Source organism: Roseofilum acuticapitatum BLCC-M154, from assembly GCF_030068475.1.
Classification (GTDB): domain Bacteria; phylum Cyanobacteriota; class Cyanobacteriia; order Cyanobacteriales; family Desertifilaceae; genus Roseofilum; species Roseofilum acuticapitatum.
This window is the reverse complement of the sequence record NZ_JAQOSP010000042.1, coordinates 29,388-47,947: the sequence shown is the minus strand read 5'-3', so window position 1 is coordinate 47,947 and position 18,560 is coordinate 29,388. Positions and strand designations below refer to the sequence as shown.

Here is an 18,560-nt window from a genome sequence, read left to right as displayed (position 1 = left end):
TAAAACTCAAATCGGTAATGAGGAAAATGTAAACAATTGTTACTGGAATTCATTATAACTCCGATCGCCCCAGTTAACACAAACCGAGAGCCTAGGCACTCGCTTCCAAAAAGACTCCAATCTGTCTAAACTTCTGATACCGGAGGTCTCGACGCTGTTTAGGGGATAGGGTATCGAGTTCAGACAGGTGACGGAGGATCGAGGTTTTGAGGATATGAGAGGCTTTTAGGGGGTCGCCATGAGCGCCACCGAGGGGTTCGGGTAATAGGTCATCTAAAATCCCCAATTTTTCTAGGTCTTCGGCAGTAATTTTTAAGGCTTCTGCCGCTTGGGGGGATTTTTTAGCATCTTTCCAGAGGATAGCCGCACAGGCTTCTGGAGTCGCGACGGTATAGACCGCATGTTCAAACATCAGGAGGCGATCGCCCACACCAATCCCCAAGGCTCCCCCCGATCCCCCTTCCCCAATGACTGTACAAATGATGGGGACATCGAGGCGGAACATTTCCCGTAAATTATAGGCGATCGCCTCTCCTTGTCCTAGCTCTTCGGCTTGCAGTCCGGCCCAAGCACCGGGAGTATCAATAAACGTGAGAATGGGCATCTTAAAGCGATTCGCATGATTCATCAGGCGCATCGCCTTCCGATATCCTCCCGGTGAAGCCATGCCAAAATTACGGGCCACATTATCTTTAGTATCCCGGCCCTTTTGATGGCCGAGCATCATGACGGGTCGTCCCTGAATCCGACCCACCCCGCCCACTAAGGCCGGATCGTCGCCTCCACAGCGATCGCCATGCAACTCGATCCACTCCTCACTAATCGACTGGATATAATCCAAGGTCGAGGGACGGCGAGGATGGCGAGCCAATTGCAGTCGCTGTCCGGGAGACAAATTAGTAAAAATCTCCTGTCGCAGTTGAATGGCACGCCCTTCCAACTGCTGAATTTGATCTGAGACATCCACACCATTTTCTTTTGCCAATTCCCGAATTTGTTCAATTCGGTTTTCTAGCTCAAACAGGGGCTTTTCAAAATCCAGGAGTAGGGGTTTACGTTCAGAGGTACTCACAGTCAATAAAGGGGAATTACATTTTTTTCAACCCGCTTCCAATTTTATCGGATTCGGGCCATCTCTACTCAACCCTAGGTCTCAAGCCTGGGGTAATAACAGGGGACGAAATCCATGTTTGCGTGAAGCCATGCCAATTTTTTCCATTTTTTCCACTGTAATTTGATTGCGGCCCCAAGAAAAACTCTCATACCACTGCTCAAACTCTAGAAGCATGGCTTCGGCAAAGCAAGCAAATAACTGGCGTTCGGGCACATCCATCTGCACAATATCCATGATTGTCCATTCAATATCGAGGGAATGCTCGACAATGCCGCCATTGAGGACATGGATTCCCGTATCTTGCAGTTTAGTACCCAAATTTTTCGGATATCCCCCATCAATCATCAAACAGGGATGTTTCAAGGTGGATGGATCGATCTCTACCCCTTTGGGCATACTCGCCACCCAAACCACTACATCCGCTAGGGGAAGAGCCTCTTCTAGGGCCAGAATTTTGCCCCGTCCCAGTTCCTCTTGCAGGGCATTCAACCGGTCTTGTTTACGAGCCACCAAGAGCAAATCCGCCACATCGGTTTTCTGATTGAGCCATCGACAAACGGCGCTGCCGATATCTCCTGTTGCCCCACAAACGGCGATCGTCGCTTGACAGAGATCGATCCCCAACTGAGCCGTGACTTGCTCAACCTGTTGACAAATAATATAGGCGGTATGGGTATTGCCCGTGGTAAACCGTTGAAAATCTAAGTCCACATTGCGAACCCGTGGACTGTCATGGAGATTAAATTCTTCAAAAATAATCGAGGAAAATCCACCCAAAGCCGTAGTATCAATATGATTTTTCTGAGCATGGGCCATGGCGTTCAGGATTTTGCGCGTTGCCGCTTTAATCCGCCGATTGGCCAGCATTTCTGGCAGAAAACAGGATTCAATATACTTACCTTTAATAACTTGTCCGGTAACACTGGTGACTTTGATATCGTCCACAATTTGCGGGGGGGCAGAACACCAGAAATCTAACCCCTGATCTGCATATTCTGGATAGCCCAAATCCCTGGCAACGGATTGGGCATGTTCTAAGCTCGTAAGATGACCGATCAGACCAAACATGGATGTACTAAGTTAAGCCGTCTGCTTATTAGAGTAAAGGAGAATGGGACGAAATAGACAATGGAAATAAAAATACCGATCAGATGGCTAGGTCTGACCGGTGGGTTGCTGACTATCGGGGAAAGCAATAGGTCAATCGAAAACCCTCTCAACCGAGATTAGAAGGGCCGTAGACCATAGGCAGACATCCGCATGATTTCTCCCGTGCTAAAACCGATGTTGGCTAGGGCTTCACCGTAGGCAATCATGAAGTCTTCAATCAGGGATTCTTTTTCCATGGCCAGGATTTGGGCATCCTTTTCCACTTGGTTGAGCATTTTCCAGACGATGGGCAGATTTTGCTTGTTGGCTGCTTGCAGTTCAGCTTTCGAGTCTTCAAAGTGGGCTTTGAGCCATTCTTCACCAAAGTTGAGATGGGTATACTCGTCTTTCACGACTCCTTCGGTGATTTTGCGAGCGAAGGGGTCGGCTACGGGAATATAGATATTGTAGGCAGCGATCGCGAAACACTCAATAATCAAAGATTGAATCAACAGACAGGTAACCACCTTCCCTTCTGCTAGGGCATCCTGGAAGTTTTGGTGCAGTTGATTAAAGTATTTTTTGGCAAACTCCATATCTGGAGTGACGTTCAAATTGTTGCCGCAAGCTTGGAACCCTTTCATGTGGCGATTTTCCATTTTCGCCAGTTTGGTTAATTGTTCTTTGTCGTCGGGCAGCAGACTAGCCAAGTTAATGTAATTGTCATAGGCTTCCTGTTCCCCTTCAATGACGATCGCATTGATCCGGCTATAGGCATCTTTGTAAGTTTCGCTTTGATAGTCGAGTTCAGTGCTAACTGCAAGCTGCTGCATAGGTGAGTAATCTCCTAATATTGATGATGTTAATCCTGATTGGATGGCAAGGTTTTTTTGCCGATGGGAAGATCGACGAGTTTGGGTAGGTTTAAGTGTAACTTAACCCTTGCCCGTTTTCATCCCCTTCTGGGAAAGACCGCTCAAGAGTCGATCGCTCATCTCGGTCTCGATCCCCTGACCCTAGGATAATTTGCATGAATGAGTGATATTTCATTGATTTATCTGATGATAGCGTAAAATTATCCTCTATTCATTTGTCCTTAGAACTGGACTTAGGTATCTGAGAGCCATTGTAGGCGGATGCTGGAGCGATCGCCTTCTTCATCGGGGAGCCGATCTTGTAGGGGAACCTCTAGAATTTCACTGGTGAGGGGGCCGAGTTGATTGAGCATCGAGCGCAGATGGGGGGTACTCGCTCCGGTGTCTACAAACAGGCGATCGGCCAAATTTCCCAACCGTTTCCAGGTTAAATACAATTTGGCTACCGTTTGTTCAAGTTGGGTGGCTTGTTTGAGCAATTCTGAGGCTGTACTTAAACACCCTAACCGCAAGCTCTCATCTAGGGCCATCTCTAAATCGACGGAGGATTGACTCAGGATTTGCACTTGGGCGGCTGCATCTAAATATTTGGCTAGACTCCGGGCTTCTGAGGTCATTTGTTTAACCGTTTCCACATCCGGGTTAGCCGCTACCTCTTCTTGAATACTCTGTAGGTGAGTATCCGGGAGTTTGCCCAATTCTTTGACTAAGGGGGCCAAATGCTTAGAAGCCATGGTTCCGGAGGCGGCTTTTTCCTTGACTTCATTGGGCAAGAGATCGGAAGACATGGCTGTCCATTCATCGGCCAATTGTTTGACTTCTCGGCGGGTAATGCGATCGCCTCGACTCGCGGCATCTGTGACTAATTGTTGCACTTCTATCGGTGCTTTTGCTGTTTCCACAAAGGCTCGCTTACTGAAATTATTCACCGATTCTGGGTCTAATTGTCCCTCTTCGACTAAGGTATCGGCGCTATTGGCCAACTGAATTAAAGAATAGGCTTGGCTTTTCGTAATTTCCTTCGATTTTAACCAATTGATAAACCCCGTTCCGCGGCCATCCCCCCCTTTTTTTTCTCGATCGCGGATTGCCCGTAAAATCCGACCCCGCCAAATATCCGTTTGCAAATCAAAGCGATCGCAAACTAACCAGGCCGTATCCAGTTGCTGCACAAATTCAACATCGGGAATTTGGTCATCTTCGGGATCGGGCAAATTAAAATCAAGTTGGGGTTGTTCCCCCAATAGGGCTAATAAGTCGGCAGGAGACTGATCCATAAACTGGCCGGGTGGTGCTTGTCTTTTTCTAGATTTTCATCATACATGCTTTCTTTCTGGGTTGATCCTCAATTCTCGATCTGAACAAAGGTCGAGAACTGGATCATCATCTCTGTGCGATCTCTGTCCTTTTAAGTTCCCAGACGATCGTTCATAATAGAGATAAAACCCAAAAACAGAATGAATGTTAAATTCTGAAACCGCTCTAGACCCCATCCAACTGAAGTTAGCCATTGTTAGAAACCCGATCGTGGTATCTCCTAATACCAATGTGCGGGAGGCCATCTCTAAAATGAGCGCTACCCATTTGTCCTGTGAAACCGAGCGCACTCAAGACAATCAACACCATCAACTCCATTTAGAAGCTACTTCCAGTTGTGTTGTCATAGTGGACAACCAAAAGGTGATGGGTATTCTCACCGAACGGGATATGGTACGCTTACTAGCCGAAGATCAGCCCCTGGCCTATCTGCGGGTTGAACAGGTGATGAGTCCCTCCGTCGTTACCATTAAAGAAGAAGAATTTACCGATATTTTTTTCGCGATCAACCTGCTCAAGCAGCATCGGATTCGGCATCTGCCTATTCTAGACGATCGCGGACAGTTAGTCGGACTGGTTACCCATGAAAGTTTACGCCAGATCTCGCGCCCCATCGATCTGTTGCGTCTGCGAGAAGCGCAAGAAGTCATGAGTCGCCAGGTCATTTGTGCTACTACCCAAACCTCATTACTAGCAATTTCCCAACTGATGGCAAGCCATCGAGTCAGTTCGGTGGTGATTGTAGAAAATAGGCACACTGCCACCGGTTCCTTAGACATTCCTGTGGGCATAATCACTGAGCGAGACCTGGTTCAATTTCATAGCTTTTATCCTCATTTTAAACAGTACCTGGCGGAGGACTTAATGAGCCGTCCTATTTTTGCGGTTAAACCCCAGGACTCCCTATGGGTAGTGCAGCAAATCATGGAAAAGCACTTGATCCAGCGAGTGGTGGCGATCGGAGAGCAAGGGGAACTCTTGGGTATTGTCACTCAAACCAGCCTGTTGCAAGCGCTGAATCCCCTAGAACTCTACAAATTAGTGGAAGTCTTAGAACATAAGGTCAATCATCTAGAAGCCCAAAAAGTCGTGCTGTTAGAGTCGCGCAACAGCGAACTCGAAGAGCAAGTACAAGCGAGAATGGCTGAACTACAAGCGCAACGGGAACGGGAGAAGGTGGTGGCTGATATGGCCAAGCGGATTCGGTATTCTCTGGATCTGCAAGAGGTGTTGGATGTGGCCGTTAGCGAAATTAGACGGGTTTTAAGTTGCGATCGCGTCGTAGTGTGCCAATTTCAAGATGAGGGTCATGGGCGCATTATTGCTGAGTCCGCCCTTCCTCGGTGGCGAACTAGCTTGGGGAATTGGATCGAGGACGGTTGTTTTGGAGAGCAGACCAGAGACCGCTCGATTGTGGTCAACAATGTTGATACCGCCGGATATACTCCCTGCTATCTGAACTTATTAGAAGAATATCAGGTGAAAGCCAATCTCGTCATTCCCCTAACCTTCGAGGAAGGGCCCTGGGGATTTCTGATTAGTCATCAATGTGAGGATTATCGAGACTGGACAGGGGAAGAGGTGTCCCTGTTAGAAGAAGTGGGGGTGCAGTTGGCGATCGCCATTCAACAAGCCAGTACCCATCAAAAACTGGCCGTCGAACTGAGGGAGAGACAACAAGCCGAAAGCTTACTGCGCGAGAGTGGGCAGCGATATGCAAGTCTGGCAGAGAGCCTGCCAGTCGGGGTTTTTCGGGCGGATAAGACCGGTCAATGGGTTTATGTGAATCAGCGCTGGTGTGAATTAGCGGGACTTGCAGGAACCGCATTGATGGGGAATAGATGGCTCACATCTGTGCATCGAGACGATCGCGAACGAGTGGAGAATATTTGGGTTAATGGAGTCAAGGATCATTGTGCTTGTGAACTCGAATTTCGTCTGCAACACCTCGATGGGTCTATCTATTGGGTATATGCTCAATCAACAGTCGAGCGCAATAGTGAGGGCAAGGTCATCGGTTATGTGGGCAGCATTACGGATATTAGCGATCGCAAACATATGGAAACCGATCTCAAACAGGCCCAGTTAGCCCTAGAAGAACTCAATCAAGACCTGGAAGATCGAGTAACAGAAAGAACCCTAAAAATTAGGACGATATCCAAGCGTCTAGAACTAGCCGTTTCTTCAGCCCAGATTGGCATTTGGGAATGGAATGTGGTGGAAAATCGGCTCACCTGGGATCGGAGAATGTATACCCTCTATGGTTTAGACCCCTCGAACCCTACGAATACAGTGGAACTGTGGCAAAATGCCCTCTATCCAGAGGATGCGCCAATGGCTGGTGAAGCTCTAGAAGCAGCCCTGAGAGGCGAGAAAAAGTTTGATCCTGAGTTTCGAGTTTTGCATCCGGATGGCTCTGTACGCTGGGTATCTGCCACGGCCATTGTGGAACGAGATGAGCAGGGAAATCCCCAACGGATGATTGGGATTAACCGAGATATCACCCAGGCTAAAATAGACTCCCAGCAGCGTCAAGTCTTGATGCAAGAATTGGCCAACTTTAAGTTAGCGTTGGATCAAGCGGCGATCGTGGCGATTACGGATGCCGAAGGGGTGATTACCTATGCCAACGATCGCTTCTGTGAAGTTTCTGGCTATACCCAAGAGGAGATTATTGGCCAAACCCACCGCCTGATCAAGTCTGGTGTTCATCCCCCCGAATTTTTCCAAAACCTGTGGCAGACGGTCTCTAGGGGAGAGATTTGGCGCTCTGAAGTTTGCAACCGGGCGAAGGATGGACGGCTCTATTGGATGGATACCACCATTGTGCCCTTCCTGAATGCTGGGGGAAAACCCTTTCAATACCTGGCGATTCGGGTGGATATTAGCGATCGCAAACAAGCGGAACTTGCCCTTGCTCGCAGTAACCAATTGCTGAGAGCCATCAGCACCGCCCAAGCTCAATTTATCACCGCAGGTAACCGGCTCACCATCTTTGAAGGCCTGCTCTCTAACTTACTCGAACTCACCGATAGTGAGTATGGCTTTATTGGTGAAGTGCTATTTCGAGATGATGGCATAGCACCCTTAGAAAAACGTCCTGAATGTGACGAAATTCTGCTCAAAATTCGGGGCGTTCCCTACGTGAAAACCCACAGCATTACCAATATTGCCTGGGATCGAGCGACTCAGGAGTTTTACGAGCAAAACTATGAACAGGGGATGGAATTTGGCAATATGAATACCCTGTTTGGGGCGGTTGTCATGACCGGAAAACCGGTAATTGCTAACAGTCCTAGAACCGATCCTAGGCGGGGAGGCACACCCGATGGTCATCCCCCCCTGAATGCCTTTTTAGGTCTACCCTTTTACAGTGGGTCTACCCTGTTGGGAATGGTGGGCATTGCCAATCGACCCCAGGGTTACAATCAGCAGATTGTAGAAGAGTTAGAACCCTTTCTGATTACCTGTAGTAACTTAATCGAAGGCTATCGCCTAGAGCGCCAGCGACAGGAGACGGAGGAAGAAAACGCCAGACAATTGGCTAGTATTGAGGCGGCTGTAGATGGAATTGCCCTGCTTAAGGGAGATAGGTATGAATATTTGAACCGCTCCCATGTGCAGATCTTTGGCTACGATCGCCCTGAAGAACTGATCGGCCAAAGCTGGAGACAGTTGTATTCTGAGCAAGAACTCAAGCGCTTTGAAAAAGAAGTCTTTCCTGTCCTCCTCGAACAAGGCTTTTGGAAAGGGGAGGCGATCGCCACCCGTAAAGATGGCTCGACGTTTGATGAAGACCTCTCCCTCACGCTGACAGAAGACGGTACGCTCATTTGTGTCTGTCGAGACATCACCGACTACAAGCGCAGTATGGCGGCCCTAGAGCAGACCACTCAAGAGTTAGACCGCTTCTTTTCCCTTGCCCTTGACTTGCTGTGTATGGCCAATTTAGAGGGTGAGTTTATCCGCCTCAACCCTCAGTGGGAGAAAACCTTGGGCTATCCAGTCTCGGAGTTAGAGGGCCAAAAGTTCTTAGATTATGTGCATCCGGAAGACCTGGACAGCACCCTAGAAGCGATGGTGAATTTAGGCAAAGGTGAGGAGCTGATTAATTTTACCAACCGTTATCGCTGCCGAGATGGTTCCTACCGGTGGATTGAATGGCGATCGCGTCCTTATGGAGATCTCATTTATGCTGCTGCTAGGGATATCACCGATCGCAAAGAAGCCGGAGCCAGACTGCAACAACAAATGGCTGCGATTGAGGCGGCGATCGATGGTATCGGTATCCTCAGAGATGACCGCTATATCTTCGTCAATCAGGCACACCTGAGCCTGTTTAACTTTACCGATCCTCAAGAGTTGCTCGGACAAAGTTGGCGCAAGCTCTATGATACGGAACAAATCCAATACTTTGAAGAGCAAGTCTTTCCGGCTCTCTCTAGCGATCGCCATTGGCGAGGCCAAACCATCGCCCTGCGTGAGGGGGAACCCTTCGCCCAAGAACTCTCCCTCACCCTCACAGACAAGGGCTATTTAATCTGCGTTTGTCGGGATATTAGCGATCGCCAAGCTGCCGAAGAAGCACTACTCAGAACCAACCAAGAACTCGCCCGCGCCACCCGCCTCAAAGATGAGTTTTTAGCCAACATGAGTCATGAACTTCGCACTCCTCTCAATGCCATTCTGGGTATGGCTGAAGGACTGAGCGAGCAAATCTTTGGTGAAATTAACGATCGACAGCTCAAAGCCTTAGACACCATCGAGCGCAGTGGTTCCCATCTCCTCGAACTGATTAATGATATTCTCGATGTGGCTAAAATTGAATCGGGCAAAATCGAACTCGAATATAGCCGCGTCCCCGTTGCTCCCCTCTGTAGCTCCAGTTTGGCCTTTGTCAAACAACAAGCCCAGAAAAAAGGCATTACCCTAGAAACCGCGATCGCCAACCCTTTACCCGATCTGTGGGTCGATGAGCGCCGCATCCGCCAAGTTTTAATTAACCTGCTCAATAATGCCGTTAAATTTACCCCAGAAGGGGGGAAAATTACGCTGAAAGTTGCTCCTAAGCCGGCCTTGAATACAGACTCCACCCTATGTTTTCCGAACATCTCCCAAATTGAGGCTCTGCATCCAGAAGTGAAATGCCAGCCCCAAGATCCCGGATTAACCCTCAACCATTATCTCCGCATTGCCATAATCGATACAGGCATTGGCATTACTCCGGAAAACCTAGAAAAACTCTTTCAGCCCTTTGTGCAAATCGATAGCGCCTTAAATCGTAAGTATACCGGTACAGGATTAGGTCTGGCTTTAGTCAAGCAGATTGTCGAACTCCATGGGGGTCAGGTTTCAGTGAGGAGTAAAGTGGGTTTGGGCAGTTGTTTCAGCATTGATTTACCTTGTTTAGAGGGGCCCGATACTCCGGTTGATCTCCCCCCAGAACTGGATCGGGATCGAAACCTTTCCCCTGCTACTGAGTCCAAATCGCCCTTAATTTTGCTCGTGGATGATAATGAAGCTAATCTTACCACTTTATCGAGCTATCTAAAAGCTAAAGGGTATCAACTCTGCATCGGTAAAAATGGCTCAGAGGGTGTAGCTTTAGCCGCCTCAGAACAGCCCAATATGATTTTAATGGATATTCAAATGCCAGATATGGATGGCTTAGAAGCGATTCAGAAAATCCGTCAGGATCTCCAGTTGGTAGAGGTTCCCATTATTGCGTTAACTGCTTTAGCGATGGAGGGCGATCGCGATCGGGCCTTAGAAGCCGGAGCCAATGAATATCTAAGTAAACCCGTTAAACTGAAACAATTGGTCACCACCATCGAGCAGCTTTTAGCCCATCGAGAAATGAACTTTTAATAGATTGTAGGATCTACTATACACTATGCAAACGACCTTAGCGAATTCCCCCAGTTCTCTGGAGTAAGCCTTGACCCTTTATGAGCCATCCAAATTCCCCTAAACCGAAGATTCTCATTGTCGATGATAGTCCCGATAACTTGCAAGTGCTTTTCCAAGTGCTGAAAGATGACTACGCAGTGATTGCCGCCACGACTGGAGAAAGAGCGATCAAAATGGCACAGAAAAAACCCCATCCCGATTTAATTCTTCTGGATGTGATGATGCCCAAGATGGACGGCTATGAAACCTTTATGCAGCTAAAAGCCGATCCAGAAATATCGAATATTTCAGTCATTTTTATTACGGCTCTGGATGAAGATTTAGATGAAGCCAAGGGACTAGAATTAGGGGCGATTGATTATATTACTAAGCCCTTTAATAATAGTGTAGTTAAAGCAAGGATTAAAAGTCATTTACGGCTTCAGAATCTAAATAAGGAATTGCAGGAAAAAAATCAAACTCTGGCACGGGTAACCCGGTTGAAAGATGAGTTTTTAGCGAATATGAGCCATGAGCTACGCACCCCCCTAAATGCTATTTTGGGGATGACGGAGGGCTTGCAAGATGGGGTGTTTGGGGAAGTGAATCCCCAGCAGCAAAAATCCCTGGAGGTCATTACCCGCAGTAGCAACCATTTGTTGGCATTGATTAATGATATTTTGGATGTCGCCAAAATTGAGTCGGGGAAGATTGAGCTGGAATGGGAAACTATAGCCGTCAGCAGTTTATGTCGTTCGAGTTTGTCCCTAGTGAAAACTCAAGCTTATAACAAGAAAATTGAATTAGTGACTCAACTTTCAGAGGGTTTACCCGATTTATGGGGAGATGAACGGCGCATTCGCCAAATTTTGATTAATTTGCTTAATAATGCGGTGAAGTTTACTCCAGAAGAGGGCAAGGTGATTCTTTCAGCCCATCTGCTTCAGGGGGAAGCAGATGAAGAGAGTGAAGGGAAGGAGTATCTGCGAATTACAGTGGAGGATACGGGCATTGGGATTTCCCAGGAGGAGCAGAAACAGTTATTTCAGCCCTTTGTGCAAATTGATAGTTCCCTGAATCGTAAGTATGCGGGAACGGGGTTGGGTTTAACTTTGGTGAAGCAGTTAGTCCAATTGCATGGGGGTAGGGTGAGCTTGCAAAGTGACAAGGGGGTAGGCAGTTGTTTTCGGGTGGATTTGCCTTGTGTGAGTGTGAATGCTGCTCTGAAGCAAGAGGGGGTGGAGTTGGAGCGCAGTAAAGAGGAGAGTCGGGAAAAAATCCTCAATAGTCATCCTCGGATTTTGTTGGTGGAGGATAATGAGGCGAATATTCATACGGTTTCGAGTTATCTGAAGGCGAAGGGCTATCAGGTTTTATTTGCTAAAAATGGGCAGGATGGGATTGAGATGGCTAAGACGGAGTGTCCCGATGCTATTTTGATGGATATTCAAATGCCGGGGATGGATGGCTTAGAGGCAATTCAGTATATTCGCGAAGTTAAAACTTTCATTGATGTACCAATCATTGCTTTGACGGCTCTGGCTATGCCAGAAGATCGCGATCGCTGTTTGCAAGCAGGAGCCAATCATTACTTAAGCAAGCCTATTAAGCTCAAGCAGTTGGCTTTAACGATTCAAGAACTCTTGCAGACTCAGAAATCTTGAAATCGATTGTTACGGATAAAAAGTATTAATAATAACGTTTTTCTCTCAGAAATTAAGCCAAGCTCATCGCTTTTGGCGAAAAAATCTGTTAAACTATACACTTAATGAAGTCCTTTATAATGCCCTAATTCTTCTCCGTAGGATCGACCAATGACTGTAGCCCATGAGTTTTCGATTTTGATTGTAGATGATGAACCCGATAATTTTGATGTCATTGAAACCCTACTGAATGACGAAGAATATAATCTTCACTATGCAGCTAATGGTCAAGAGGCCCTGAATTCTCTAGAAACCTACGATCCAGGCTTAATTCTCCTTGATGTCATGATGCCCGGAATCGATGGGATTGAAGTTTGTCGGCAAATTAAAGCGATGCCGAAATGGAAAGTTATACCCATTATTATGATCACCGCTTTAAGTGAAAAATCCGATCTAGCCCGGTGTTTAAATGCGGGAGCCGATGACTTTATTAGTAAACCGGTTAATGGGATAGAACTTCGTGCCCGTGTTTCTTCTATGCTGCGAATTAAGCAGCAGTATGACGAGCTGCAAAGCCTGCTTAAATTACGGGAAGATATGGTTAAAATGGTGGTTCACGATTTGCGAAATCCTCTAGGAGGAGTATTATTTGGTTTGGAATTATTGAGAAGGCGAGAGTATAGTCCAGAAAAACAAAAGGATAAAATCAATAAAATTTATAATTCAGCCCAATCTCTCCAAGCTTTAATTGATGATTTATTGAAAATTGCCCTCTTAGAATCGGGCAAGGTGCGCCTAAATTTACAAGAGATGGATCTAGCAGTTCTGGTGAACTCAGCAGCCTCTAATTTTGAACCTATCGCTGCCAATAGAAATCAAGTTTTAGTGCCTCTGTGTTCAGAAGAACCGAGAAAAAATATAGCTATTGATGAAGCAATGATGCATCGAGTGCTAGATAATTTGCTCTCTAATGCCATTAAGTTTTCTCCCCCAGAGAGTCAAATTATCATTAACTTAAATGCTCCCCTTTCTGGTTCAATAACGTTGGAGGTTATTGATACTGGATCGGGTGTGCCAGAACTCCTAAAAGAGAAAATTTTTGAGCAATACGAAATTGGTAATGTTTTACCAGAAGTTTCTCAAATTGGCTTAGGTCTAGCCTTTTGTAAGTTGGTGGTGGAAGCTCATGGGGGTAAAATTCAGGTGAGTGATAATCAACCGGAAGGCTCAATTTTTAAGATTACGTTACCTAATTAACAATGAACAATGAACAATTATTGCGGGGGAGTTAGACTTGATGACAGGTTTCCTACTATGGAACTATGGGCTGGGTTCAGTTAACCTATAATAGCAGAGATAGGTCTACAGGCGAGGCTGTATAAGCCTCGCAGCAAGCCAACTGATCTCCAAGCCAGACTCATTAAAATGGGTAACTGAGCAAATTTTTAATTTTTAATTTTTAATTTTTAATTGACATGTTTTAGGCCTGATGCAAGATATCACCGAGCGCAAACAAACCCAAACCGCCCTAGATAATTTGGTGATGGGAACGGCTGGAACCACAGGAGCAGATTTTTTTCCGGCTTTGGTTCAATATATGAGTGAAGCACTTCAGGTGGGTTATGCCATTGTCTCTGAAAAAGTTGACGATCAACTCTGCACGTTAGGGGTTTGGGGGAAAAGTCGGCAACCGAATTTTAGCTATGGGATCGCCAAAACCCCTTGTGCATTAAGCCTCGAAAAGAGAGTTTATGTTTGTATAGAATCGGTTCAGCAGCAGTTTCCCGACGATCCCTATTTAACGGAGATCTCTGCGGAGAGCTATTTGGGTGTTGCTCTCTATGATAGCCAAGGAGAGGCGATCGGTAACCTTTGTATTTTAGACACCCAACCTCTGAAAAATCCCCAGTGGGCAGAACAGATTCTGAGGGTGTTTGCCGCTCGTGCCGGGGCAGAATTGGAGCGTCAACGGGCTAGTCGTCTGCTGGAAGAACTGAATCGAGACCTCGAAAATAAGGTGATTGAGCGCACAGTGGCTTTGCAAAATCGGGAAGCTCGGTATCGAGCGCTGATGGATGGAGCGGGGGATGCGATTGTGTTAATGGATCGCCAGGGCAAAATTGAGGAAGTGAATATTAAGGCAGAAGCGTTATTTGGCTATAACCGGTGGCAACTGTGCCAAATGTACTGGAGTGACTTGTTTCCCCCCCAGGAATTACAGAGGACTCTAGAGGCATTTGAGGCGATCGCCCATCGAGAGATCTATCAACTCTTCGATATACAATGCCAAAGTGAAACCGGCAAGCTTATACCCGTTGATGTTTCTACTTCTGTGATTACCATAGAAGATGCCACCTTAATTCAGGGCATTTTCCGAGACATTAGCACCCGCAAACAAGCCGAACGGGAACAACAAGAGCGGGAAACCCAACTTTTATTGGCTTTAGAGGTATCGAAGGCGATCGCCTGGAGAAGGGATCTGGGCACGGATCGGGTCTATTTTTCTTCAACGATTAATTCGGATATTCCAGCAGAACTCTCTTACCGAGAATCTTTGGCAATGATTCATCCCGATGATGTGGAAAAGCTCGATCGAGCCAATCAAAGGGCGATCGCCGAAGGGGAATCTTTTCAAATTGAGCATCGAGTTTTAGTTAATGAAGATTTAGACCATCCGGTTTATTTTTGGTTTGAAGTCAATGCGACAGTTGTCCATGATACCAATGGACAACCGACTCAGATTATTGGCATGTCTGTGGATATTACCGATCGCAAACGAGCCGAACAAGAATTACAAGAAGCCAAGGCAGCCGCCGAATATGCCAATCGCGCTAAAAGTGAGTTTTTAGCCCTGATGAGCCATGAGATTCGTACCCCCATGAATGGGGTTTTAGGTCTCGCTTACTTGATTCTCAAAACGGATTTAAATGACGAGCAAAAAGACTACCTGAAGAAAATCCAGAGTTCGGCACAGTCCTTATTATCCATACTCAATGATATCTTGGATTTCTCTAAGATTGAAGCAGGAAAAATGCAGTTAGAGAATACTCCATTCCAGTTAGAATCCATTTTAGACAATTTGCACAATCTGTTTTCATTTAAGTCCAAAGAAAAAGGACTAGATTTGTGGTTTGAAGTCGATAGTAATGTCCCCAGCTATTTAATGGGGGATTCTTTGCGTTTGAGTCAGGTTTTGATTAACTTTACCAGTAATGCCATCAAATTTACCGAACAGGGCTGCGTGATGATTACTATCGAAACTTTAGCCTTAAGCGAAAAGTCAGTCAGGCTCAAGTTTACCGTCCAGGATACGGGTATTGGTTTAACCCCCGATCAACTCAATACTCTGTTTGAAGCCTTTACTCAGGCCGATGCTTCTATTAGTCGTAAATATCGAGGAACGGGGTTAGGATTGGCAATTTGTAAACGTCTGGTGAGTTTAATGGGGGGGGTTATTCAGGTTGAAAGTGAGATCGATCACGGCAGTACCTTTTCCTTTGAATTGGAGTTTCCTTATCTATGCGCTTTGGGGGATTATTCTCAATCCTGGGAGATTGCCAATTTAGAAGGTTTAAAGGCTTTGGTGGTTGACGATCATCCCTTCTCTAGGGAGATGCTCATCAAGATCTTAAGTTCTTTTGGCTTGCAAGCGATGGCAGTGGGTTCGGGGGAGGAGGCGATCGCCACTTTAGAAAGGGCAAGAGAGTCTACCCCCTTCGATCTGGTCTTAATTGATGCCTATATGCCCAAGATGAATGGTTTGGACACCTTAAGAGCGATCGAAGCCAATCCTAATTTAGCCGCTATTCCAGAGATTTTGATGGTCACAGCTCATTCAGAAGACCGTATTCTCAAAGAGACCCCTGGGTTAGATCTCAATCGGTTAGTGACCAAACCGATTAATCGCTCCCAATTATTAGAGACGATTATGATGGTTTTGGGGTACACTCTCCCTTTGGATGCTAACCGAGCGATCGCATCCTCTTCGGGTTTGGAGGAACAATTGCAACAGATCCAAGGCGCTCAGGTTTTGCTCGTTGAAGATAATGAAGTAAATGCCTTAATTGCACGGGAACTCTTACAGGGTGTGGGGTTAAAAGTAGATTGGGCAATCAATGGGCAAGAGGCGATCGACCGGGTGCTATGCCATGCTTTCGATCTAATTTTAATGGATATTCGGATGCCTGAAGTAGACGGCTTAACCGCAACGAGAGAGATTCGGGCAATGGCAAAAGAGGGAGATTTAGAAAGCGAAAGGTTTGCCACTGTGCCCATTGTTGCCATGACTGCCCATGTTATGGATCGGGAACTCGCTCAAAGTTTAGCCGCAGGCATGAATGACCATGTGGCAAAACCCGTCAATCTCAATCAGTTATACTCAGCTCTCGTGCGTTGGATTCCTCCAGGCATGTATGAGCCTCCAGTGACAGAAGAAGTTGAGCAGCCCTCAGAGCCGGTTATCCTCACTGAAAATCCGCAACCGGCTTATCCCTCTCTACCAGGGATTAATGTTGAGGTAGGTTTATCGCGCATGGGAGGCAATTGGCCAGGGTATCAAGGATTACTGAAGTTGTTTTATCAGCAATATCAAGACTTTGGCTTGGATTTCGAGGGAACCCTTAGCCGTCAAGAATGGTTACCTGCCCAAGAGTTAATCCATGGTTTGAAAGGAGCTGCGGGTAATATTGGTGCGGATCGGGTGTATGTCTGGGCGCTTACTCTTGAAGAGATATTAAAGTTAGATACTCTGAATATTGAACAGTTGCAGCTCGGTAAGGTAGGGTTACTAGAAGCTTTGGAGGTCGTTTTAGAGGGGATTCAAGATTTACCCGATAACCTTCAGCAGCAGAAGCAATGGAACCGGGAGCGCATTGCTGAGTTGATTGGTGAGATTCTGGAGTTACTAGAGACAGATTTGATTGAGGCGATCGCCTTGGTGGATGATTTGAAGCAGGAGGCGATCGATACTCCCCTAGAACCGAAGATTCACCAACTCGAAGATCGACTAGAAGACTTTGAGATCGAAGAAGCACACCGCTTATTTGAAGATCTACGCAGAATGCTGTAGGGGCGGACAATTGTCCACCCCGACAAAAATAGGCTTAGGGATCTAACCACCTTCCGGAGCCGCTTCCGGTGCTGCTTCTACAGGAACGGGTGGGGGAAGATCTGCGGGCAATAGGGCCCTAATTTCCATTTCTGTGGTCAGCTTAGGCGTATTCTGGGCCACTAAATTGCCCCCTTGATACCGAACTTCTTGGGAGGATGGATCGACGGTGACTCTCATGGACTCAACTACTAATAAGGGTTGCAGTCGTTCGATATTGAGCAATACTAAACGAGTCTGATCGAAAGTGCCCGAAAATTGCAGACGATACCCTCGGCTCCTGAGCTTACCATCCACATCGGTTCCCAAAGAACCATCGGTGACCAATTGTATGCCGTCAGTATTTGGCTCAAACTGAATTAACTCCACTCCCCGCTCCTTGAGAATGCGGTTAATATCCAATAGCAGCGTATCGAGGGACGCTTCATCGGCAAAGAGGGTCTTAATTTCCTCACTTTGCTGTTTGGCTAACTCTTGGTCTTCCTGGGCTGCCAGCAACTGATTTTGCAGTTCTTGCTCTTGTTTAACCTGAATTTGTTTATCATTGACTTCGGCTTGCAGTTCCTGATTTTTTTGCATTGCCGGTAGCAGTTGGCTATAGGCTAAAAATCCAGCGATTCCTAAGCCCAGTACACCAATACCAATGCCGATAAACAGATTCGTTTGATTGCCGCCTTTACCTTCGGCTTCAGCCCCAACTGTTCCTAAATCTCCTGCTAGTGTCATTATTCTAAAATCCCCTTTTGTTTTAAGGTTTCAATCCGACTGACTAAACCAATGGCTCCTTTGCTTTCGAGTTGGGCCATTAATTCCGATGCCCCTTTGTCGGATAGGGGCGTTTCAATGTTAAAAGCGACCACATCCGGGAGCTTTACTTCGATCTCACTACCTTCTGGCACTTCAACTTGAGTGTTATTCGCTTGCAGACTTGCTCGTAGGAGTTGTGTTTGGTCTCCACCGAGAAAATCAGAGTTTTTCAGCAGCAACATAAAATCATTGACATCATCAAAGGTGCGGGCAGTTCCGGCGATTCGTAGCCCTTTGACATCTAGGGTTGCGTTCGGGGTTTCTGGAGGGGGATTGGGGTCAGGCAGTTGCACCTCGATTTGTTCAACCGTGTTAATTTGAATGGTAGCGGGGGCGCGATCGCGGATTTCTTGCAGTAGAGCTGACCAGGGTTTAATCTGATTAAATACCGTGGCCAGAGACCCCGTTTGGTCGCGAATGGCTTGCGTTTGGGCTTGCACCCCTTCAATTTCCTGGGCTTTCGAGGCTTGTTGTTCTATGTTGGCATTGATGCCATCTAACTGGGCTTGAAGCTCGCCATTTTGCTTGTCAAAAATAGCCATTTTCACACCCAAGGTTGCGCCCACGGCCGCCGCACCGACCACTAAACCGACAATAATGGGTAGGGCATCTGTGGGACTTGCACTACTGCCTCCCCCTCCTTTTTGGGTGGTTGAGGGAGTCTCTAAATATCCGGGTCTATCCTTAAGGAAATTAATATCGAGTCCATACATGGGTGT

11 protein-coding genes and 1 pseudogene are annotated in these 18,560 nt (G+C 46.7%); 5 read left to right on the top strand and 7 right to left on the bottom strand.

The genetic code is table 11. The annotated features are described in order from the left end of the window. Positions 1 to 91: 91 nt before the first annotated feature. The 5 genes from accA to PMG71_RS06575 form a co-directional block, all read right to left on the bottom strand. Entirely contained in the window at positions 92 to 1,072 is a 981-nt protein-coding gene (gene accA / locus PMG71_RS06595) for an acetyl-CoA carboxylase carboxyl transferase subunit alpha (RefSeq protein ID WP_283752863.1), read from the bottom strand. A gap of 81 nt (positions 1,073 to 1,153) precedes the next feature. Beyond that, on the bottom strand, positions 1,154 to 2,182 hold the full coding sequence (locus tag PMG71_RS06590; RefSeq protein ID WP_283752862.1) for a long-chain acyl-[acyl-carrier-protein] reductase: 1,029 nt from the start codon (positions 2,180 to 2,182) through the stop codon (positions 1,154 to 1,156). Between the two features lie 158 nt (positions 2,183 to 2,340). After that, complete coding sequence (locus tag PMG71_RS06585; protein WP_283752861.1) at positions 2,341 to 3,036, bottom strand: aldehyde oxygenase (deformylating); 696 nt, start codon at positions 3,034 to 3,036, stop codon at positions 2,341 to 2,343. A gap of 91 nt (positions 3,037 to 3,127) precedes the next feature. Then, positions 3,128 to 3,253 carry a hypothetical protein gene (locus PMG71_RS06580; RefSeq protein ID WP_283752860.1) on the bottom strand — a complete coding sequence of 42 codons (126 nt, stop codon included), beginning with the start codon at positions 3,251 to 3,253 and terminating at the stop codon, positions 3,128 to 3,130. 58 nt (positions 3,254 to 3,311) lie between these two features. Continuing rightward, complete coding sequence (locus PMG71_RS06575; RefSeq protein ID WP_283752859.1) at positions 3,312 to 4,355, bottom strand: hypothetical protein; 1,044 nt, start codon at positions 4,353 to 4,355, stop codon at positions 3,312 to 3,314. A gap of 184 nt (positions 4,356 to 4,539) precedes the next feature. On the opposite strand from PMG71_RS06575, the gene PMG71_RS06570 reads away from it, so the two are divergent. The 5 genes and pseudogenes from PMG71_RS06570 (at position 4,540) to PMG71_RS06555 (ending at position 16,995) form a co-directional block, all read left to right on the top strand. Then, a complete protein-coding gene (locus PMG71_RS06570) occupies positions 4,540 to 10,263 on the top strand; it encodes a PAS domain S-box protein (protein WP_283752858.1) in 5,724 nt (1,907 codons plus the stop codon). Between the two features lie 80 nt (positions 10,264 to 10,343). Then, positions 10,344 to 10,724: pseudogene (locus tag PMG71_RS24090) on the top strand (response regulator); the annotation flags it as partial. A gap of 21 nt (positions 10,725 to 10,745) precedes the next feature. Continuing rightward, positions 10,746 to 11,948 (top strand): ATP-binding response regulator, encoded by a 1,203-nt coding sequence (locus PMG71_RS06565; RefSeq protein ID WP_430540999.1) that lies wholly within the window; start codon positions 10,746 to 10,748, stop codon positions 11,946 to 11,948. 150 nt (positions 11,949 to 12,098) lie between these two features. Then, positions 12,099 to 13,184 (top strand): hybrid sensor histidine kinase/response regulator, encoded by a 1,086-nt coding sequence (locus PMG71_RS06560; protein WP_283752856.1) that lies wholly within the window; start codon positions 12,099 to 12,101, stop codon positions 13,182 to 13,184. Between the two features lie 232 nt (positions 13,185 to 13,416). Beyond that, a complete protein-coding gene (locus PMG71_RS06555) occupies positions 13,417 to 16,995 on the top strand; it encodes a hybrid sensor histidine kinase/response regulator (RefSeq protein WP_283752855.1) in 3,579 nt (1,192 codons plus the stop codon). A gap of 42 nt (positions 16,996 to 17,037) precedes the next feature. Here PMG71_RS06555 and PMG71_RS06550 read toward each other — a convergent pair whose 3' ends face one another. Both PMG71_RS06550 and PMG71_RS06545 read right to left on the bottom strand, forming a co-directional pair. Continuing rightward, positions 17,038 to 17,760, bottom strand: coding sequence for a hypothetical protein (locus PMG71_RS06550; RefSeq protein WP_283752854.1), 723 nt, complete (start codon positions 17,758 to 17,760; stop codon positions 17,038 to 17,040). Further along, the gene (locus PMG71_RS06545; RefSeq protein ID WP_283752853.1) at positions 17,760 to 18,554 is read right to left on the bottom strand and encodes a PilN domain-containing protein; all 795 of its coding nucleotides are present in this window, start codon (positions 18,552 to 18,554) and stop codon (positions 17,760 to 17,762) included. Before PMG71_RS06545 ends, PMG71_RS06550 begins: the two co-directional genes overlap by 1 nt. Positions 18,555 to 18,560: the final 6 nt, after the last annotated feature.